We start from the raw sequence: 16,424 nt of genomic DNA, 5'->3' as shown, positions 1-16,424 counted from the left end.
GTTGTGAGTCGAGCGGAGGCGTTTCTCGTGAGATTCGTGATCACCCTGCTGGCCGCGTTGCTGGCGGTCGTGCCTTCTGCGCATGCGGAGGTTCCCACCAGGTGGGACAACATCGGCCCGAACGGCGCGGGCGGGTACCTGGCGTTCGCCAAGAACCTCGTCTACGCGCTGCCCGGCGCCGGCCAGCAGGTGTTCCGGTCCGCCGACCGCGGTCGCACGTGGCGGCAGGGGCGGCTGTTCCCGGAGATGCGCGGGGCCGGCCTCGCGGTCGATCCGGTCCGGCCCGATGTCGTTCTTGTCGCCGGTTATCAGGGCGGCGGCGGTGCGGGCACCGTGCTGCGGTCCGTGGACGGCGGTGCGTCGTTCTCGGTGGTGCTGCGGACGCCTTCTGAGGTGAGCGCGGTCGAGGCCGGTGGGCGCATGTCGTACGCGGCGTCGGAGGAGGGCGTGTACCGGAGCTCGGACGGCCTGAGGTGGCAGCTGTTGCCCGGTTCGCCGCGTGGTGCCGACGACCTGCACCTCATCGGCTCTGACCTGTTCGTGGCGGCCGAGACCGTGCACGTCTTCCGGGCGGGCCGATGGACGTCTCACGCGCCTGCTGCCGACAAGATCACCTCGCGGGGCGACGTCGTGGTGGCGCGCGACTTCAGCGGTGGCGTGCAGCTGTCGGAGGACCGCGGCCGCACGTGGCGTCCGGTGAAGGGCCCGTGGACGTCGTCGTGGACCTTGTACGGCGGCATCACGGCCAACGGCTGGGTGCAGGTGCAGACGTTGGACGGGCACTTCATCAGTGCGGACCTCGGTGTCACGTGGAAGCGGACCGAGGCGTTGCGGACGGTCGACGTCTACACCGAGATCGGCAGCTTCCCCGACCAGCCGGACTGGCAGTGGGTCTACGGGTCCGGTGGGGTCTACGCGACCTCTGACCACGAGCACTTCAAGCGCGTTGGGGTGCCTGGCGCGCACGTGTTGTCGTTGGCGGTGTCCGGGCGTTCTCTTCTTGCCGGGACGATGCAGGGGTCCTATCGGACGGATCTGCCCGTGGCGTCGCAGGAGTGGGACTTCGACGGGAGGGCGCCCGCGGCGATCGGGAACCGGATCGGGGCGCTGGCGGCTCGGGACGGGGTCGTGCTGCGCGGCCGGAACGGGTATCGCGGGTCGCAGGACACGATCTTCGTGGAGCGGTCCCTGGATGATGGTCGTACCTGGGTGACGACTGCGGAGATGCCGGGCAACACGCGGTCTTTGGTGTTCGACCCGGGGCTGGGGACGCGCGTTTACCTGGGTGCGTACCTGATCAACGCGTTTTACGTGTCTTTGGACGGCGGGCTTTCTTTTTTGCAGCGCGTGCACGCCGGGTTGCGCGGGATCAAGACCATTGCCGCTGATCCCGGCGGTATCTGGCTCGCGGACGCCGGCGGGTTGTACCGGTCGGTGGACGCCGGGGTGACGTTGAAGCAGGTGTTGCCCGGACGGATGAATTCGGTGCTGGTCGATCCGCGCGATCCGCGGCACGTCGTGGCGGTTGGACAGAACTCGGTGTTCGTGTCTTTCGACGGCGCTTCGTTCGTGGAGGTGCCCGCGGTGTCTTCCGAACAGCTGTCCGCGATCGCCGTTGCGCCTGATGGGACGTTGTACCTGGGCTCGATCTCGTTCTCCGGGTCGAGCAAGGGCGTGCTGCGGTCGGTTGACGGCGGCCGTTCGTGGACCGTTTTCGGTGGTCCTGACCTGGAGCGTGGAGTCGAGGCGCTGTTGGTGTCCTCGGATGGCCGAACGCTCTACGCCGGGACGGTGAGCGGATCCGTGCACCGGCGTTCACTGGGTTAGCGTGTCGGGCGTGGACGCGAGACAGCTGTGGTTGCGGTACGAGCCGTATCACGACGTCACGTACTTCACGCCCGAATCCCGCGCTGCCACCGACGCGCTGGGCTGCAAGGGCGGCTGGATGGGCTACTTCGGCATGCGCGCCGCGCCCTTGGGTGCCGCATCCCCGGAGCTGGTGACGGCTGTCTTCTACAACTTCGCCCCGCGCATGGTTTCCCGTGCGTTGCCGGATGCGTGGGAGGTCGCTTCGCCTGCTGATTTCCTGCGGGCTCGGCTCGAGGGCGTCGACCTGGCGTTGCGTCGCCTGCTGGGTGATGTGGAGACGGCTGAGATCGTCGAAGCGGCTTCGTTGGCTCGTGAGGCTGCCTTAGCGGCTCCTATCGCGGGGCGTCCTCTCGCGGCCGCCAACCGCGCGTTGCCGTGGCCCTCTGTTGCGCACCTGGTGCTTTGGCAGGCTTGCACGATCTTGCGTGAATCCCGTGGTGACGGGCACGTGGCTGCTCTTGTGGCTCATGGCGTGGGGCCGTGCCAAGCGCTTGCGCTCTACGCCCGTGAGCACTCTCTCGATCCGGCATACATGCGAGCCGCGCGTGGTTGGACCGTGGAGGAGTGGGACGCCGCTGATGTACCCGGCGATCTTTCGGCGGTGGAGCGTGCGACTGATGCCGCTGCTCTGGCGCCGTGGGAGGCGTTGGGTGTTGTTCGTACGTCGCGGTTCATCGAGCTGATGACACCGCTCGCAGTGCGCATCGCTTCGGCCAACGAGGCGATGCGAGTCAACCCGATGGCCCTGGACCCGGTCCGGGAACTAGCCGTGCCAGGATGGAACACGTGACAAGGCCTGATCCTCGCAAGACTGCCGCACTGTCCGCCGCCCTCTCGGGCGCTGTCGACCTCGGCGCCCTGAAGGCCCGAGCTGATGCCGCCCGTCAGGCGGCTGCCGCGCCGGCATCGCCTTCGGGTTCTCCGGCTGCCGAGAACGGGTCCGCGCCTTGGATCGTGGACGTTTCCGAGGCCTCTTTCCAGGCTGTTGTCGAGCAGTCTCTGCAGGTGCCTGTTGTGGTGCTGTTGGGGGCCTCCTACAGCCCTGAGTCGCAGCAGTTGGCTGCCTCGTTGACACGGTTTGCTTCGGGGTCTGGCGGGTCCTGGATTCTTGCTCGGGTGGATTTGGAGCAGGCGCCGCGGATCGGGCAGGCGTTCGGGGTTCAGTCTGTGCCGACTGTGGTGGCCGTTGCTGCTGGTCAGCCCATTGATGCGTTTGCTGGGCCGTTGGCTGATGCCGAGTTGTCCGCGTGGATTGCTCGGTTGTTGGATGCTTTGCGGGATCGGTTGCCTGGGATTCGGGCTGGGGAAGCTCGGGCTGGGGCTCCGGTTGTCGCTGAGGAAGACGTTGTCGAGGATCCTCGGATTGTTGCTGCTGAGGAGGCCTTTGAGCGTGGGGACTATGTCGCCGCTCAGGGGTATTACTCGGAGATTCTTGCTTCTGAGCCTGCTCATGAGTTGGCGAAGGAAGGGCTTGCTCAGGCTCGGTTTGCTGAGCGAGCCGAGGGTGTGGATCCTGCGGTGATTGCCAAGGCCGATGGGGCGTTGGAGGACGTTGACGCTCAGTTGGCGGCTGCTGATGCTCAGGTTGCCTTGCAGCAGGTCGAAGAGGCGTTTCGGCGGTTGGTCGACACTGTTCGACGGGTTTACGGGGAGGATCGGGATCGGGTTCGGCAGCACTTGGTCGGGCTGTTCGAGTTGTTCCCCGCGGATGATCCTCGGGTTGCTGCGGCTCGGCGGAACCTGGCTTCTGCGTTGTACTGACGCGAGCTTGCGGGTGGTCGCCTTGCGTTGGGTGGTCCGGTGACGGGACCACCCCACCCGGCCCGTTCGCTTGCTCAGGGGCGGCGGCGTTCCAAAAGGACGGTGTCGCGCCATTCGCCGTGGTGCTGGGCGATTCGTTCGCGCACGCCCACGGTTCTGAAGCCTGCCTTGTGGTGTAGCGCGATGCTGGCTCGGTTCTCCGGGAAGATCACTGCCTGCAGGGTCCACAGGCCGTCTTCGTCTGCGGCTTCGACTTGGTGGTGCAGCAGGGTTTTGCCCACGCCTCGGCCCTGGTGCGCGTCGGCCACGTAGATCGACGTCTCGACCACACCGGCGTAGCACTCGCGGGCGGACACCGGGGTTGCGGCGGCCCAGCCCGCGATTTCGCCGTCCTGCATTGCGATCCAGCGGTGGTCTGGGAGCCACTTGGACTCGAGCGTGCGGCGGGTGGGGACTTCGGTTTCGAAGGTCGCGTTGCCTGAGGCGATTCCTTCGCCGTAGATGCGGCGGACGTCCTGCCAGTCGGCGGCGGTCATGGGGCGCATCGTCACGCCGGCGGCCGGGCGGACTGTGCCTGTGGTGAGGGCGCCCATCACTGCGTCGGCTGCGTGCGGGAGGCCTGTGCAGCACGCCGGGTTGACCGTTACGTGGGTGGCTGTGCCCTCGCGGCGCAGGTGGACGAAGCCGACCTCGGCCAGTTTGCGGACGTGGTGGGAGCAGGTGGATTGGCTAACACCGAGCAACGACGTCAGCTCGCCGACGGTTACCGAGCCGGGGGCCGAGGCGACGTGGTGGAGCAGGCGCACTCGGGTCGGGTCGGACAGGGTTGCGAACCACGAGGCGTAGGTCGTGGCTTCATCGGTCAGCACGGACCAAGTATCGACGTGCGTCGATCAAATAATCAAACTGAATACTTCTTGACGCAGTAGGAGGCGCTGCGGAAGAAGCCGTCGGCGAAGGCTTCTACGCGGGCGAAGCCGGAGGGGACGGCTTTGCCGTTCACGTCGGCTGCGATGAGGCTGTCGTCGGCCAGGAGTTCGGCTACTGCCTCGTCCAGGTCGCCTGGGGAGAGTTTCAGGTTGGCGGCTGGTTCTGGGCGGTTGGTCAGGCCTGCCCAGGCGCCCGTCAGGCAGGCGGTGCGTTGGCCTGCGGCGTCGTCGTCCAGGGGGAAGCCGGTGGCGTGCTGGATCGAGAGGGAGAAGCGGGAGGCGATCACGGCGAACGCTGCGAAGTCGCCGATGCCGCCCTTGGAGCCCTTTTTCGGTGGAGTGCCGATCTTGACCAGGGAGGGGAGGTCCAGCTGGAGCTGGTTGGTCGCGGGGCAGTAGGAGGCCGGGGAGGTGGTTTGGGCGTCGTTGCAGGACTTGATGCCGCCCTTGTCGAAGGCTGGGAAGGCTGCGCCGCTGGACTTGTAGGCGTCGCGGAGTGACTCTTCGAGGGCGTTGAGGTACTTGTCCTGGTTGATGGGAGCGTTGCCGCGGCCCTGGCCCTGGTCCTTGTCGGAGAGGTCGAAGGGGCGTTCGGTGATGCGTTTGGTGATCTCGGCCTCGTTGATCTCGGCGCAGCGGGCGGCGCCTCGGGTGAAGCCGAACTGGAAGGCTGAGACTCGGTCGAACGCGCTGCCGTGGGCGCCCTGTTTTTCGAACGAGGTGCCGGCCGAGTCGCGGATGAAGAACATCGTTTGCAGGACCTGGTTCAGGCCCTCGCCGGTGCTGAGTTCGAAGTGCTTGGACTTGTTCTCGGCCACCCAGCGCATGAAGACGCCGGTGTAGCAGTCGGCTTGCTGCTCCTTGACGATCGACGGGGTGTTGCCGCCGATGTTGGAGGCCGGGCCGAGCTTGTACTGGACGGCGTGGCCCATCTCGTGGGCCAGGACGGTGACGACGGCCATGTCGCCGAAGGAGTCCTTGAGCATCGGGAGGAGCTCGCCGCGGTCCCAGGTGATGCTGTCGTCGAGGGCGCAGTAGAAGGCGTTGGCCACGCCGGTGGTGTTGAGGCGGCAGACTTCTACGCCCTTGCCGTTGGAGTCGTAGGAGACCAGGCGCTTCACCGGCTCGAAGGTCTTGCCGGGGAACGAGTTGGGGAGCTCGGCCTTCCAGAACTCCTGGACGTCGGCGAGGGTGTTGATCGCCAGGCGGTCCATCTCGCCGCCGTCGCCGTTCTCGACGCTCAGGTCGGCGTCCGGCACGCCCTGCTTGGGGCCGGAGGGGCCGTTCGAGATTTCCAGGCCCGCGACCTTCGTGGGGTCGGGGCGTTCGCCCTTCGGTGAGCCCTCGACCACGGAAGCACAGGCGGTCAGGGCTGCGGTCGCGGCCAGCGCGACGGCGATTCGTCCGATCCCCATGGGGTCGAACCCTACTAACAGCGGTTCCGCCATGTGCGGCAAGGACCTGCGGCTAAACGTGAAGCATCCTCACCCTCGGGAGTGATTTCAATACTGCACGGACTCGTTTTCGTTGTCCTGCCTATGTTTTCGAGCGCACAGTCCGTCCCACGCAAGCCTTCAGTGTGGAAGGAGTCCGGGGGATATGGGTAGAACGCGCTGGGCACGGTTCGTCGGGGTGCTCGGTATCGGTGCTGTCGGTGCCGGTGCCCTCCTCTTCGGCATGTCCCAGGGAGCGCTGGCCGCCTCGTTCGCGGTGTCCGGCACCAACTTCAAGGTGTCCGCCGACAACTTGACGGGCCAGGGATTCGTCCAGTTCGGCGGGGTGGACGCGGGTGCGGGCAAGGTGCACGTCGTCGCGGTCAGCGGGTTCAAGACGGCGAGGCTCGACAAGTTCTGCCAGTCGGTGTTCGTCCCGGGAATGCCGATCGTCGGTGATGTGACGATGCGCATCACGGCGGACAGCGTGGGCGGCATGTCGGCCGACAACCTGGTCGTCAACCTCACCGACCTCAACGGTGACCTGGTGCTCGGCAACCCCGAGATCGGCATCGACGCGAACAAGGTGACCAAGGGACCGGACGGCCTCCGCGGCCTGCCGGGGTCGTTCGGCCTGCAGGCTGACTCGGCGAACATCACCTCGCTGCAGCAGACCGCGTGGGCCACCACCGCTCAGACGATCAGGTTCAAGGGCATGAACCTGACCATTCGCCAGGGGAAGCAAGAGTGCTTCTGAACCTCTGGCGCGGCTTCACCGCGTGGCGACGTGGCCGGCCCTTCTGGGCCGGCCTGTTCGTGGCCGGTGGCGCGTTCATCATCCTGTTCCCGCCGTTCGTCGGCGTGAAGCTCGGCGACATGGTCATCTCGATCAAGACGATCGGTGGCGTGTCCGCGCTGCTCATCGGCACGTTGCTGGCGATCTGCGCGGTCTCGTTGTGGGTGCAGCCGAAGTTCCGGCTCGCGTCGGGCATCGTCACGGTGATGCTGTCGCTGGTGGCGCTGGTCGTGACGAACCTCGGCGGCTTCCTCGTGGGCACGATCCTGAGCCTGCTGGGTGGCGCGCTCGCGGTGGCGTGGACGGACGAGCCGAAGCAGCTGAAGCAAGCGAAGAAGGCGGAGAAGGCGAACGGCGAGCCTGAGCAGGTTCAGGCGTCATGATGCGACCGCCGCCGTTGGCCGCGGTCGGGCTGGTCGTGATGCTGGCCCTGCAGCCGCCGTCGAGTTCCGAGCCGACCAGTTCCGAGCCGCCGCCCACCTCTAGCAGCACACCGGTTCCGACGTCGTCGGAGCCACCACCTGTTTCGAGCAGCAGTGCCACTCCACCGCCGGCGTCTTCGTCTGTGCCGACTCTTCCGCCCGGCACGGAGCCGCCTCCGACGTCGGCGCCCCCGCCACCGGCCCCTGCCCCGGTGGCGGGTGGAGGGCGGGAGTGGACGCTCACGGCTTCTCGGCTCGATCTTGGTGGGTTGAACTTCGTCGGGGTTGTGGACGCACTGCTCGATGGCGAGGTCGTCAAGGTGCTGAAGTTCACGGCCGGGGACATGAGGATCAAGGACCTGGTGCAGTCGGCTCAGATCTCGCCGGGGGTCCGGCTTGTCACGGCGGCTCGTCCTGGGAGCACGTCGACCGTGTCACCTGGGCGGATCGAGCTGTTCACGTTGCAGCTCAAGGGGAACTTGGACCTGTTCGGGATCAAGATCCCGGTTGACTACAGCGCTGCCCATCCGCCGCCGTTGAACGTGCCGTTTGTGACGTTCACCGAGGTCACGGTGCGGAACACGGACCTGGTCGGTGGGACGTTGCGGATTCCGGGAGCGCGGATCTCCGTCGTGGCCGGGTGATTGACCGGACCCGTGCGCGGCGGGTAGGCCTTGAGATCAGGTGCTGTCTGTCGCGGGGAGTGCGTGGTGGGGGAAAGTCTCAAGGACCGGGTCCGCGGTTTCGATCACCACGACCAGGCCGTCGTACCGACGATCCACGCTCTGCTGGCTGATCTGCGGGCTGGTTGTCCGGTTGCTCGTAGTGAGGCTTACGACGGGTTCTACCTGGTGTCCAAGCAGGATGACATCGTGACCGTGGCGAAGGACGGGGAGACCTTCAGCGCTGCCGTGCAGGGGCTGGGGGCGGTGGCTATGGTGCCGGACGCTGAGACGACCCGTGCGCCGTTGTTCGAGTCTGATCCGCCTGTGCATTCGGGGTGGCGTGGTGTTCTTCAGGACTTCTTCACGCCGCCGGCTGTTCGGGCGCATGAGGCGTACATCCGCGAGGTTACCGATCAGGTTGTCGATGAGGTGGCGTCGCGGGGGCGGTGTGAGGTGGTTGGTGATCTTGCCGCCCGCATCCCGTCGCTGGTGATCGCCGAGGTCATGGGGGTGCCTCGGGAGAGGCAGCATGAGTTGGCTGCTTTGACGCGTGATCTCGTTGCGCCCACCTCGGTGGAGGACGCGCATCGCGCTGGGGCCGGGCTGGTCGAGTTCCTGCGGGCGGAGATTGCGGAACGTCGTGGGGGTTCCGGTCACGATGTGCTGACTGCGGTCGTTAACGCTGAGGTGGATGGGCGGCGGGCCACCGATGCCGAGTTGCTCAAGTACGCGTTCTTGATGGTTAGCGCGGGTTTTCTCACCACGGTCGACACCATCTCCAGTTTGATGTTGCAGCTTGCTGAGGATCCCGCGACTCGGCGGGCGGTGGCTGGGGATCGCTCGTTGGTGCCGAAGTTGATCGAGGAGATCGTTCGGCACGAGTCTGCTGTGGCTGCTACTGGGCGGACTGTGGTTGCTGAGACGACGCTTGGTGGGGTTGAGCTTCGGCCTGGGGATCGGTTGTTGCTGGCCTGGGGGTCGGGGACTCGGGATGAGCAGTACGTGGATGATCCTGCTGAGTTTCGGCTTGATCGGGTGCAGCGGGGGCGTGATCTCGGGTGGGGGTCTGGGGTGCATCGGTGCCTCGGCATGCACCTTGCCCGGTTGGAGCTCGGGATTGTGTTCGACAAGATTTTGAGCTCGATCCCCGAGTTTGAAGTGGCGGCTGGTACTGAGCCTGAGCGCACCTACGGGGTGCTGCGGGGAGTGCGTCACCTGCACTTGTCTTGGGCTGTTTGACGGGCCGTCTGTCGGCGGGCGCGTGGGTTGCCGTTGTCGTCCCCCGGTTTCGTTGGCGGGCGCCGGTTGAGAGTCCGTAGGTGGTCCTGTTGCGTGCGGGTGGTCGCCTTGAGGGACGCGGCCGGGCGGGTGGTTGCGTTGCGGGCGGCGGGTCCTGTTCAAAGATCGGGGCGCCGCCCCGGACCCCGCCAATCTGATCAAAGACCGGCCAGCGCCACACGCGGGTTGATGGCACGCCTGTTGCGTTGGGCGGCTTGCGGTTTCGTAGTTTGGTTGCGGTGGTGGGGTGGTCCCGTCACGAGCCGCGCCAGGAGCGAGCGCGGCAAGAGCTGTGGCACGACTCGTGACGGGACCACCCCACCCGGCCCGTAAGGGAAGAGCGGCTCGCCTTCGGCATCGCACAAGAGCATCGGGCTCACCCGGCGCGTAAGGATGGTGGCGGCAGGGCAGTGGCGGCAGGGCAGGGCAGTAGCGGCAGGGCGGTTGGCTTCGTGGCTGCGCGGGCTAGAGGCCGCACTTCTTCGGGCCCTCGAACACGCCCTCGCGGAACCGTGCTACCCGCTCGAAACCGGGGTCGACCGGGTCCTCGCCGCGTGCGTCCCTTGCCGCGTAGTCGAAGCGCAGGAGCACGGTTACTGCCTCGTCGAAGTCGCCCGGTGACAAGCCGAACTGGTTGCCCTCGCGGGAGAACACCGCGCCCGTGTACGCGCCGGCCAGGCAAAGTGCGGCAGCGGAGGCGCCTTCGCCCTCGATCGGCTTGCCTTGCACGGCCAGTTCGGCCAGGGCGTAGCGGGTGGCGATCAGGGTGCCGGTTGCGTAGTCGCCCAGTTCCTTGTGCAGCAGTGGGAGTTCGTCTTGGGTGTCGATTTTGATGCTCTTGTCGGACGGGCAGTAGGCCACCGGGCCCTGGTCGCCGGAACAGGTCGGTTCGGTGGCTGAGGACTCGGCCTTCGGGTTGGGCCAGGTCTTGCCCGTGGTGGTGGCGAGGGTCTTGAAGTAGCCGTCCAGGTCGGGCGTGACGGACTCGAGCATCTGGGCGAACGGGAGGTTGCCGCCGTTGTCGCGGTCCCTTGCTGTGGTGAAGGCGCGTTGGGTGAAGGTGCGGTTTTGGACGGACATGGCGCCGCAGAACTTGGTGCCCTGCTCGTAGCCGTCCTGGAAGGCTGCCACTCGGTCGAAGGCGCTGCCGTGGGCCTGTTCGTCCTCTGGGGAGGTGCCTACCGGGTCGCGGAACGTGATCAGGGCGCCCAGGGCCTTGTCCAGGGCGTCTGTGCCGATGTCGAGGCGGGCGGACTTGCCGTCGGTCACGTTGCGGACGAACGCGCCTGCGAAGCAGTCTGCCTGGGCCTCGGTGAGGATCGTGGGGTACTTGTCGGGCTCGCGGCGTTCCGCTTCTGGGGTGATGCCCATGCGGTTTTGCACGGCGTGGCCGATTTCGTGGGCGAGCACTACTACGACTGCGGCCTCGCCGAAGCGGTCCTGCAGTACTGGGAGCAGGGCGGTGCGGTCCCAGGCGATGGCGTCGGCGGCTGGGCAGTAGAACGCGTTGCCTTCTACGTCGGCGGCCTTTTGGGTGCACGGTGGGGGCTTGGCGGTGGCGTCTGCTGTGTCTACCGAGTAGTAGCCGCCGCTGATCGGCTTCCAGGGCTTGTTGAACGTTTGTTGGAACGAGTCCTTCCAGAACTCGTCGATGTCGGTCAAGGCGGTGGCGGCCAACTGGTCGGTTGGGCCGTTGTCCGTGCCTCGGACCTGGATGGTGGTGGTTGAGGCCTCTTTTTTCACCACCTTGGCGGCGCGCGGGCGTCCTGGGATCTCGGCGGTGCAGCCCACCGCCAGCAGGGCGGTGGCGACGATCAGCGCGATGCTCCGGTGCCGCATGGACCCATTGTGCCTGTCGCTCGGCTTGTGGGGCGTCCTACTCGGCGAACTCAGGGGCATACAGAGGCCAACGTGTGGCGGACTGATCAGGTTCACCGGGCCGGAGGTGGGTGGCGGACTTACATTTCCAACTGTGCGCGAATTGCTGTGCGCCGTGTTGTTGGTCATCGGCCCTCCTACCGGGGCCGATCCGACAATGCCCGGGTGCAGCGGTGGCATCCTGCCGGATCCGCGCCACGGGGTGATCGTCGGAGCCGGTACTGCCGGCGCCACCGTTGGGGCGGCTCCTGGAGGGGTTTACGACCTGTCCGTTTGGGCGGGCAGCAGGGCTCCCGGGCCGGCTACCGCTGTTGGGGTGCAGTTTCTCGATCGGGACAACGTTCAGACTGGGCGGACGTACGCGCGGTGGCCGCTTGCTGACAAGGCGAAGCGGTACAACGTCTACGGCATGATCGCGCCGCAGAACGCTGTGAGTGTGCGGTTCTTCGCCACCACGAACATGGAGATCCACTGGGACTGCGCGTTCCTGCGGGTCGCGGCCTACGAGGTGGAGCTTGAACGCGAGGACGACCAGCTGAAGGTCACCGTCACCAACACCGGCAACCTGCCGTTGACCGGGCTTCAGCTGACCGTCAGCGGGTGCGCGGAGTTTGCGCCGTTCGAGCTGAAAGACCAGGTCATCAGGACCTGTGCGGGTGAGGCGCCGGCTACGGCGAGAGTGTCCGGCGCGCTCTACTGGAACGGAGCGCTGCCGGACCGGTCAGTCGCTCTCGGGCACTAGCCACAGCACGCCGGAGGGCGGGAGCTGCAGCAGCGCGGAGTACGGGCGGCCGTGCCACGGCTTGGCCTCGGCCTCGACGCCGCCCAGGTTGCCGACTCCCGAGCCGCCGTAGGCACCGGCGTCGGTGTTCAGGAGTTCCTTCCAGCGACCTGCGGAAGGCAGGCCTACGCGGTAGTCGTGGTGTGGCATTCCGGCGAAGTTGGCCACGCAGGCCAGCACGGAGCCGTCCTCGCCGACGCGCAGGAACGACAGCACGTTGCCGCCGGAGTCGTTCGCGTCTATCCACTGGAAGCCCTCGGGCGTGACGTCGTTCGAGAACAACGCCGCTGCCGTGCGGTACACCGAGTTCATGTCGCGCATCAGCGACTGGATGCCCTGGTGCAGCGGCTCCTGCTCGACGAGGTGCCAGTCGAGCGAGCGCGACTCGGACCACTCGGCGCGCTGGCCGAACTCGCCGCCCATGAACAGCAGTTGCTTGCCCGGATGTGCCCACATGAAGGCCAGCAGGGAGCGCACGCCGGCGGCCTTGTTCCAGTCGTCGCCCGGCATGCGGCCCCACAGCGAGCCCTTGCCGTGCACCACCTCGTCGTGTGAGAGCGGTAGCACGAAGTTCTCGCTCCACGCGTAGACCAGCGAGAACGTCATCTCGTTGTGGTGGAACGAGCGGTGCACCGGCTCACGCGAGAGGTAGTGCAGCGTGTCGTGCATCCAGCCCATGTTCCACTTGAAACCGAAGCCGAGCCCGCCCAGGTGGGTCGGCCGCGTCACGCCGGGCCACGCGGTGGACTCCTCGGCGATCATCACGACGCCGGGGTGGCGGCGGTAGACGGTCGCGTTCAGCTCCTGCAGGAAGCGCACCGCGTCGAGGTTCTCGCGGCCGCCGTACTCGTTCGGCAGCCACTGGCCCTCGGGGCGGGAGTAGTCGAGGTAGAGCATCGACGCGACGGCGTCCACGCGCAGGCCGTCGAGGTGGAACTCCTCGATCCAGTACAGCGCGTTGGCCACCAGGAAGTTGCGGACCTCGTTGCGGCCGAAGTCGAAGACGTACGTGCCCCAGTCGAGCTGCTCGCCGCGGCGCGGGTCGGCGTGTTCGTACAGCGCGGTGCCGTCGAACTTCGCCAACGCCCAGGCGTCCTTCGGGAAGTGCGCCGGCACCCAGTCGACGAGCACGCCGATGCCGCGCTGGTGGAGCGTGTCCACGAAGTACCGGAAGTCGTCCGGCGAGCCGAAGCGCGAGGTCGGTGCGTAGTACGAGGTGACCTGGTAGCCCCACGAACCACCGAACGGGTGCTCGGCGACGGGTAGCAGTTCCAGGTGCGTGAAGCCCATGTCCTCGCAGTAGTCGGCGAGGTCGACCGCCAGCTCCCGGTAGCCGAGACCGGGCTTCCACGAGCCGAGATGCACCTCGTAGATCGACATCGGCGCGTTCGCCCACTGGGTGGCCTCGCGCCGGGCCTCCCACTCGGCGTCCTGCCACTGGTACTCGGAGCGCGTGACGACCGAGGCCGTCTGTGGCGGCTTCTCCGTGGCGAACGCCATCGGGTCGGCCTTCTCGTGCCAGATCCCGTCCTGGCCGAGGATGCGGAACTTGTACCGCGAGCCCACGACGACGTTTGGCAGGAACACTTCCCACACGCCGCTGGAACCCATGGAGCGCAACGGGTTCGCGCGTCCGTCCCAGCCGTCGAAGTCACCCGTCACGCGCACACCGCGCGCGTTCGGCGCCCACACGGCGAACGAGACACCGGTGACGTCGCCGGAAGCCGTTTCGTACGAACGGACATGCGCGCCCAGCACGTCCCAGAGCCGTTCGTGCCGACCTTCGCCGATCAGGTGCAGGTCCAGCTCGCCGACCGTGGGCAGCCACCGGTACGGGTCGTCGACCTCGACCGCGGGGCCGCCGTTGTACTTCACCAGCAACCGGTAGTCGCCCGGTGCCTCCGGCAGCTCGCCCTCGAACAACGCGTCGGCGATCCGCGTCAGCTCGACCTGCTTGTCGCCCCACGCCACCGCGACCGAGGACGCACCGGGCCGCAACGCCCGTGCGATCACCTGATCGCCGTCGGTGTGCACACCCAGCACCGAGTGCGGGTCGTGGTGGGCACCGGACAGGAGCCGGTCCAGATCGGCCTTCACGGTTTACTCGCCTCCGCTAGTCATCCGGGCGATCGACGACAGCGGAACCGTCAACCACTCCGGCCTGTTGGCGTGCTCGTAAGCGACCTCGTAGACCGCCTTGTCCAGCTCGAACGCTCGCAGCAGGTGCGCGTTGTCCCGCGGGTCGGCCGCCACCTCGGCGTACCCGTCGCAGAACGCCGCCCGGTTGCGCTTCGTCCACTCCATCGCGCGGTACGCGAGCTGGTCGTCGTCGGGCTGGCCGACGAGCAGCTGCCGCGCCGCGTAGTCGAACGACCTCAGCATCCCCGCCACGTCCCGCAACGGCGACTTCAGCGCGTTGCGGGCCTCGACGGCGGCCGCCGGCTCGCCCTCGAAGTCGATCAGCAGCCAGCCGTGCACGGTCCGCAGCACCTGGCCCAGGTGCAGGTCGCCGTGGATGTGCTGGATCGGGATCTGCCCGAGGTGCTGGCGGGCGTCCTCGAACGTCGCCCGCAGCGGCTCCTCGTACCGGGTCAGCTCCGGCACCGCCTGCAGCGTGGCGTCGAGACGTCGCTGCATGCCCGTGACGGCACGCGCGACCGCGTCGTCGTCCGCCAGCTGCGTGCCGAGCGCCTCGGCGAGGTCCGCGTGCACCTTCGCCACGGCGTGGCCGAGTCGTTGCGCCTCACCCGCGAAGTCGCCGCCGACCTCGTCCGCGTGCAGGTCGGCCTCGGCCATCAGGTCGCGCACCGACGTGGTGGCCATGGCCCAGCCCTCGACCGCGTCCGGCAGGAACTCCTGCAGCATCGCGAGCGTGACCGGTTCGCCGTCCAGCTCGGACGAGATGGAGCCCAGAGGCAAGGCGATGTGCTCGCAGCCGACGCTGCGGAGAGCCCGGTGCAGCACCAGGTCGCGGTTCTCGCCGCGGGCGAGCTTGCGGAAGATCTTCAGGATGTACTGCTGGCCGTAGATCAGCGACGTGTTGGACTGCTCGACACCGATCGGCCTGCCGCGCAACGAGGTGCGCAGCTCGACACCCTGCTCGTGGGCGAACGTGATGCCGCCGACGCGTTCGCCGGCCGCGATCTTCTCCAGCAGTAAGCCGTTCCGGTCGGGATCGGCCGTTGCGTCGAAACCGTCGGAGTGTTCGCTGATGATCAGTTGGTACTGCTCGGTGCGGCCGGGCTGCTCGACGTCGACGATCACGTGGACCATGTCGTCGGACAACGGCGTTGTCCGCAGTGGACGGACGGCGTTGATCGGGCGGTCCTTGCCGCCGAACCAGCGCAGCGTGGGAAGAACGTCGGGCAGCGTGGTGACCAGCTTGTCGGCGAGCTCGTCGGGATCGATCATGCGCGATTCACCTCATCTCGCTGTCGTCGCCCGCCTCTACCAGCTGGAACCAGTAGAAACCGTGACCCGGGAGGGTCAGCAGGTAAGGGAGTTCCCCGATCGAGGGGAATTTGACACCTCCGGTGAGTTCCAGCGGCGTGTAGTCGCGGTGCTCGGAGAGGTCCAGCTCAACGGGTTGCGGGAAGCGTGACAGGTTGTTCACGCAGAGCACGATGTCCTCGCGGCCGTCGGGGCGCTTCCACAGTCGCTTGTAGGCGAGCACGCTGGGGTTCGAGCCCCCCAGTTCGCTGAAGTCGCCCTCTGCGAACGCGTGGTGCTGCTTGCGCACCTCGATCATCCGGCGGGTCCAGTTGAGCAACGACGACGTGTTGTTCAGCTGCGCCTCGACGTTCAGGCCCTGGTAGCCGTAGACCGGGTCCATGATCACCGGGAGGTAGATCCGGCCGGGGTCGCACGAGGAAAAGCCCGCGTTGCGGTCCGGGGTCCACTGCATCGGCGTGCGCACGGCGTCACGGTCCTGGAGCCAGATGTTGTCGCCCATGCCGATCTCGTCGCCGTAGTAGAGGACGGGCGAACCGGGCAGCGACAGCAGCAGAGCGGTGAACAGCTCGTGCTGGTTGCGGTCGTTCTCCAGCAACGGCGCCAGGCGACGGCGGATACCGATGTTCGCCTTCATCCGCGGATCTTTGGCGTACTCCGTGTACATGTAGTCGCGCTCTTCGTCCGTGACCATCTCAAGCGTGAGCTCGTCGTGGTTGCGCAGGAAGATGCCCCACTGGGCGTTCTCCGGGATCGCCGGCGTCTGCGCCAGGATCTCCGAGATCGGGAACCGCGACTCGCGCCGGACCGCCATGAAGATCCGCGGCATCAGCGGGAAGTGGAACGCCATGTGGCACTCGTCGCCGCCGATCTCCGGGTCACCGAAGTACTCGACGACGTCCGACGGCCACTGGTTCGCCTCGGCCAGCAGCACCCGGCCGGGGAACTCGTCGTCGACGACCTTGCGGCAGCGCTTGAGGAACTCGTGCGTGCGCGGCAGGTTCTCGCAGATCGTGCCTTCCTCTTCGAAGAGGTACGGCACGGCGTCGAGGCGGAACCCGTCGATGCCGAGGTCGAGCCAGAACCGCAGGATGTCGAGCATCGCCTCCTGCACTTCCGGGTTCTCGTAGTTGAGATCCGGCTGGTGGCTGAAGAAGCGGTG

14 protein-coding genes are annotated in these 16,424 nt (G+C 67.1%); 8 read left to right on the top strand and 6 right to left on the bottom strand.

Going from position 1 to position 16,424, the window contains the following annotated elements:
- Positions 1–27 precede the first annotated feature (27 nt).
- The 3 genes from LFM09_RS48610 to LFM09_RS48600 are packed head-to-tail and all read left to right on the top strand — an operon-like array spanning position 28 to position 3,630.
- Positions 28–1,827 (top strand): hypothetical protein, encoded by a 1,800-nt coding sequence (locus LFM09_RS48610; RefSeq protein WP_414103465.1) that lies wholly within the window; start codon positions 28–30, stop codon positions 1,825–1,827.
- A 10-nt stretch (positions 1,828–1,837) separates the two neighbouring features.
- Complete coding sequence (locus LFM09_RS48605; protein WP_414103464.1) at positions 1,838–2,659, top strand: SCO6745 family protein; 822 nt, start codon at positions 1,838–1,840, stop codon at positions 2,657–2,659.
- A complete protein-coding gene (locus LFM09_RS48600; protein ID WP_414103476.1) occupies positions 2,656–3,630 on the top strand; it encodes a tetratricopeptide repeat protein in 975 nt (324 codons plus the stop codon). Before LFM09_RS48605 ends, LFM09_RS48600 begins: the two co-directional genes overlap by 4 nt.
- A gap of 74 nt (positions 3,631–3,704) precedes the next feature.
- On the opposite strand, the gene LFM09_RS48595 is transcribed toward LFM09_RS48600, so the two are convergent.
- Together LFM09_RS48595 and LFM09_RS48590 are read right to left on the bottom strand one after the other, a co-directional pair.
- A complete protein-coding gene (locus tag LFM09_RS48595; RefSeq protein ID WP_414103463.1) occupies positions 3,705–4,499 on the bottom strand; it encodes a helix-turn-helix domain-containing GNAT family N-acetyltransferase in 795 nt (264 codons plus the stop codon).
- A 32-nt stretch (positions 4,500–4,531) separates the two neighbouring features.
- Entirely contained in the window at positions 4,532–5,974 is a 1,443-nt protein-coding gene (locus LFM09_RS48590; RefSeq protein ID WP_414103462.1) for a neutral zinc metallopeptidase, read from the bottom strand.
- Between the two features lie 184 nt (positions 5,975–6,158).
- Between LFM09_RS48590 and LFM09_RS48585 the strand changes: the two genes are divergently transcribed.
- The 4 genes from LFM09_RS48585 (at position 6,159) to LFM09_RS48570 (ending at position 9,114) form a co-directional block, all read left to right on the top strand.
- The gene (locus LFM09_RS48585) at positions 6,159–6,749 is read left to right on the top strand and encodes a DUF6230 family protein (RefSeq protein ID WP_414103461.1); all 591 of its coding nucleotides are present in this window, start codon (positions 6,159–6,161) and stop codon (positions 6,747–6,749) included.
- Complete coding sequence (locus tag LFM09_RS48580; RefSeq protein ID WP_414103460.1) at positions 6,740–7,171, top strand: DUF6114 domain-containing protein; 432 nt, start codon at positions 6,740–6,742, stop codon at positions 7,169–7,171. Before LFM09_RS48585 ends, LFM09_RS48580 begins: the two co-directional genes overlap by 10 nt.
- 308 nt (positions 7,172–7,479) lie before the next feature.
- Positions 7,480–7,854: a hypothetical protein gene (locus LFM09_RS48575; RefSeq protein WP_414103459.1), complete on the top strand. Its 375-nt coding sequence runs from the start codon at positions 7,480–7,482 to the stop codon at positions 7,852–7,854.
- 66 nt (positions 7,855–7,920) lie between these two features.
- On the top strand, positions 7,921–9,114 hold the full coding sequence (locus LFM09_RS48570) for a cytochrome P450 (protein ID WP_414103458.1): 1,194 nt from the start codon (positions 7,921–7,923) through the stop codon (positions 9,112–9,114).
- A gap of 504 nt (positions 9,115–9,618) precedes the next feature.
- On the opposite strand, the gene LFM09_RS48565 is transcribed toward LFM09_RS48570, so the two are convergent.
- A complete protein-coding gene (locus tag LFM09_RS48565) occupies positions 9,619–10,992 on the bottom strand; it encodes a neutral zinc metallopeptidase (protein WP_414103457.1) in 1,374 nt (457 codons plus the stop codon).
- 355 nt (positions 10,993–11,347) lie between these two features.
- On the opposite strand from LFM09_RS48565, the gene LFM09_RS48560 reads away from it, so the two are divergent.
- Positions 11,348–11,773, top strand: coding sequence for a hypothetical protein (locus LFM09_RS48560; RefSeq protein ID WP_414103456.1), 426 nt, complete (start codon positions 11,348–11,350; stop codon positions 11,771–11,773).
- On the opposite strand, the gene glgB is transcribed toward LFM09_RS48560, so the two are convergent.
- The 3 genes from glgB to LFM09_RS48545 form a co-directional block, all read right to left on the bottom strand.
- Positions 11,753–13,909 carry a 1,4-alpha-glucan branching protein GlgB gene (glgB, locus tag LFM09_RS48555; RefSeq protein ID WP_414103455.1) on the bottom strand — a complete coding sequence of 719 codons (2,157 nt, stop codon included), beginning with the start codon at positions 13,907–13,909 and terminating at the stop codon, positions 11,753–11,755. The two genes, LFM09_RS48560 and glgB, sit on opposite strands and share 21 nt — an antisense overlap.
- A gap of 3 nt (positions 13,910–13,912) precedes the next feature.
- On the bottom strand, positions 13,913–15,223 hold the full coding sequence (locus LFM09_RS48550; protein ID WP_414103454.1) for a maltokinase N-terminal cap-like domain-containing protein: 1,311 nt from the start codon (positions 15,221–15,223) through the stop codon (positions 13,913–13,915).
- A 7-nt stretch (positions 15,224–15,230) separates the two neighbouring features.
- The coding region (locus LFM09_RS48545; RefSeq protein ID WP_414103453.1) for an alpha-amylase family glycosyl hydrolase at positions 15,231–16,424 on the bottom strand (1,194 nt) is incomplete at its 5' end.

Origin of the sequence: Lentzea alba (assembly GCF_047445655.1) — a bacterium.
Lineage (GTDB): Bacteria > Actinomycetota > Actinomycetes > Mycobacteriales > Pseudonocardiaceae > Lentzea > Lentzea alba_A.
The sequence above is the reverse complement of the archived record's forward strand: the minus strand, read 5'-3'. Positions and strand labels throughout refer to the sequence as shown.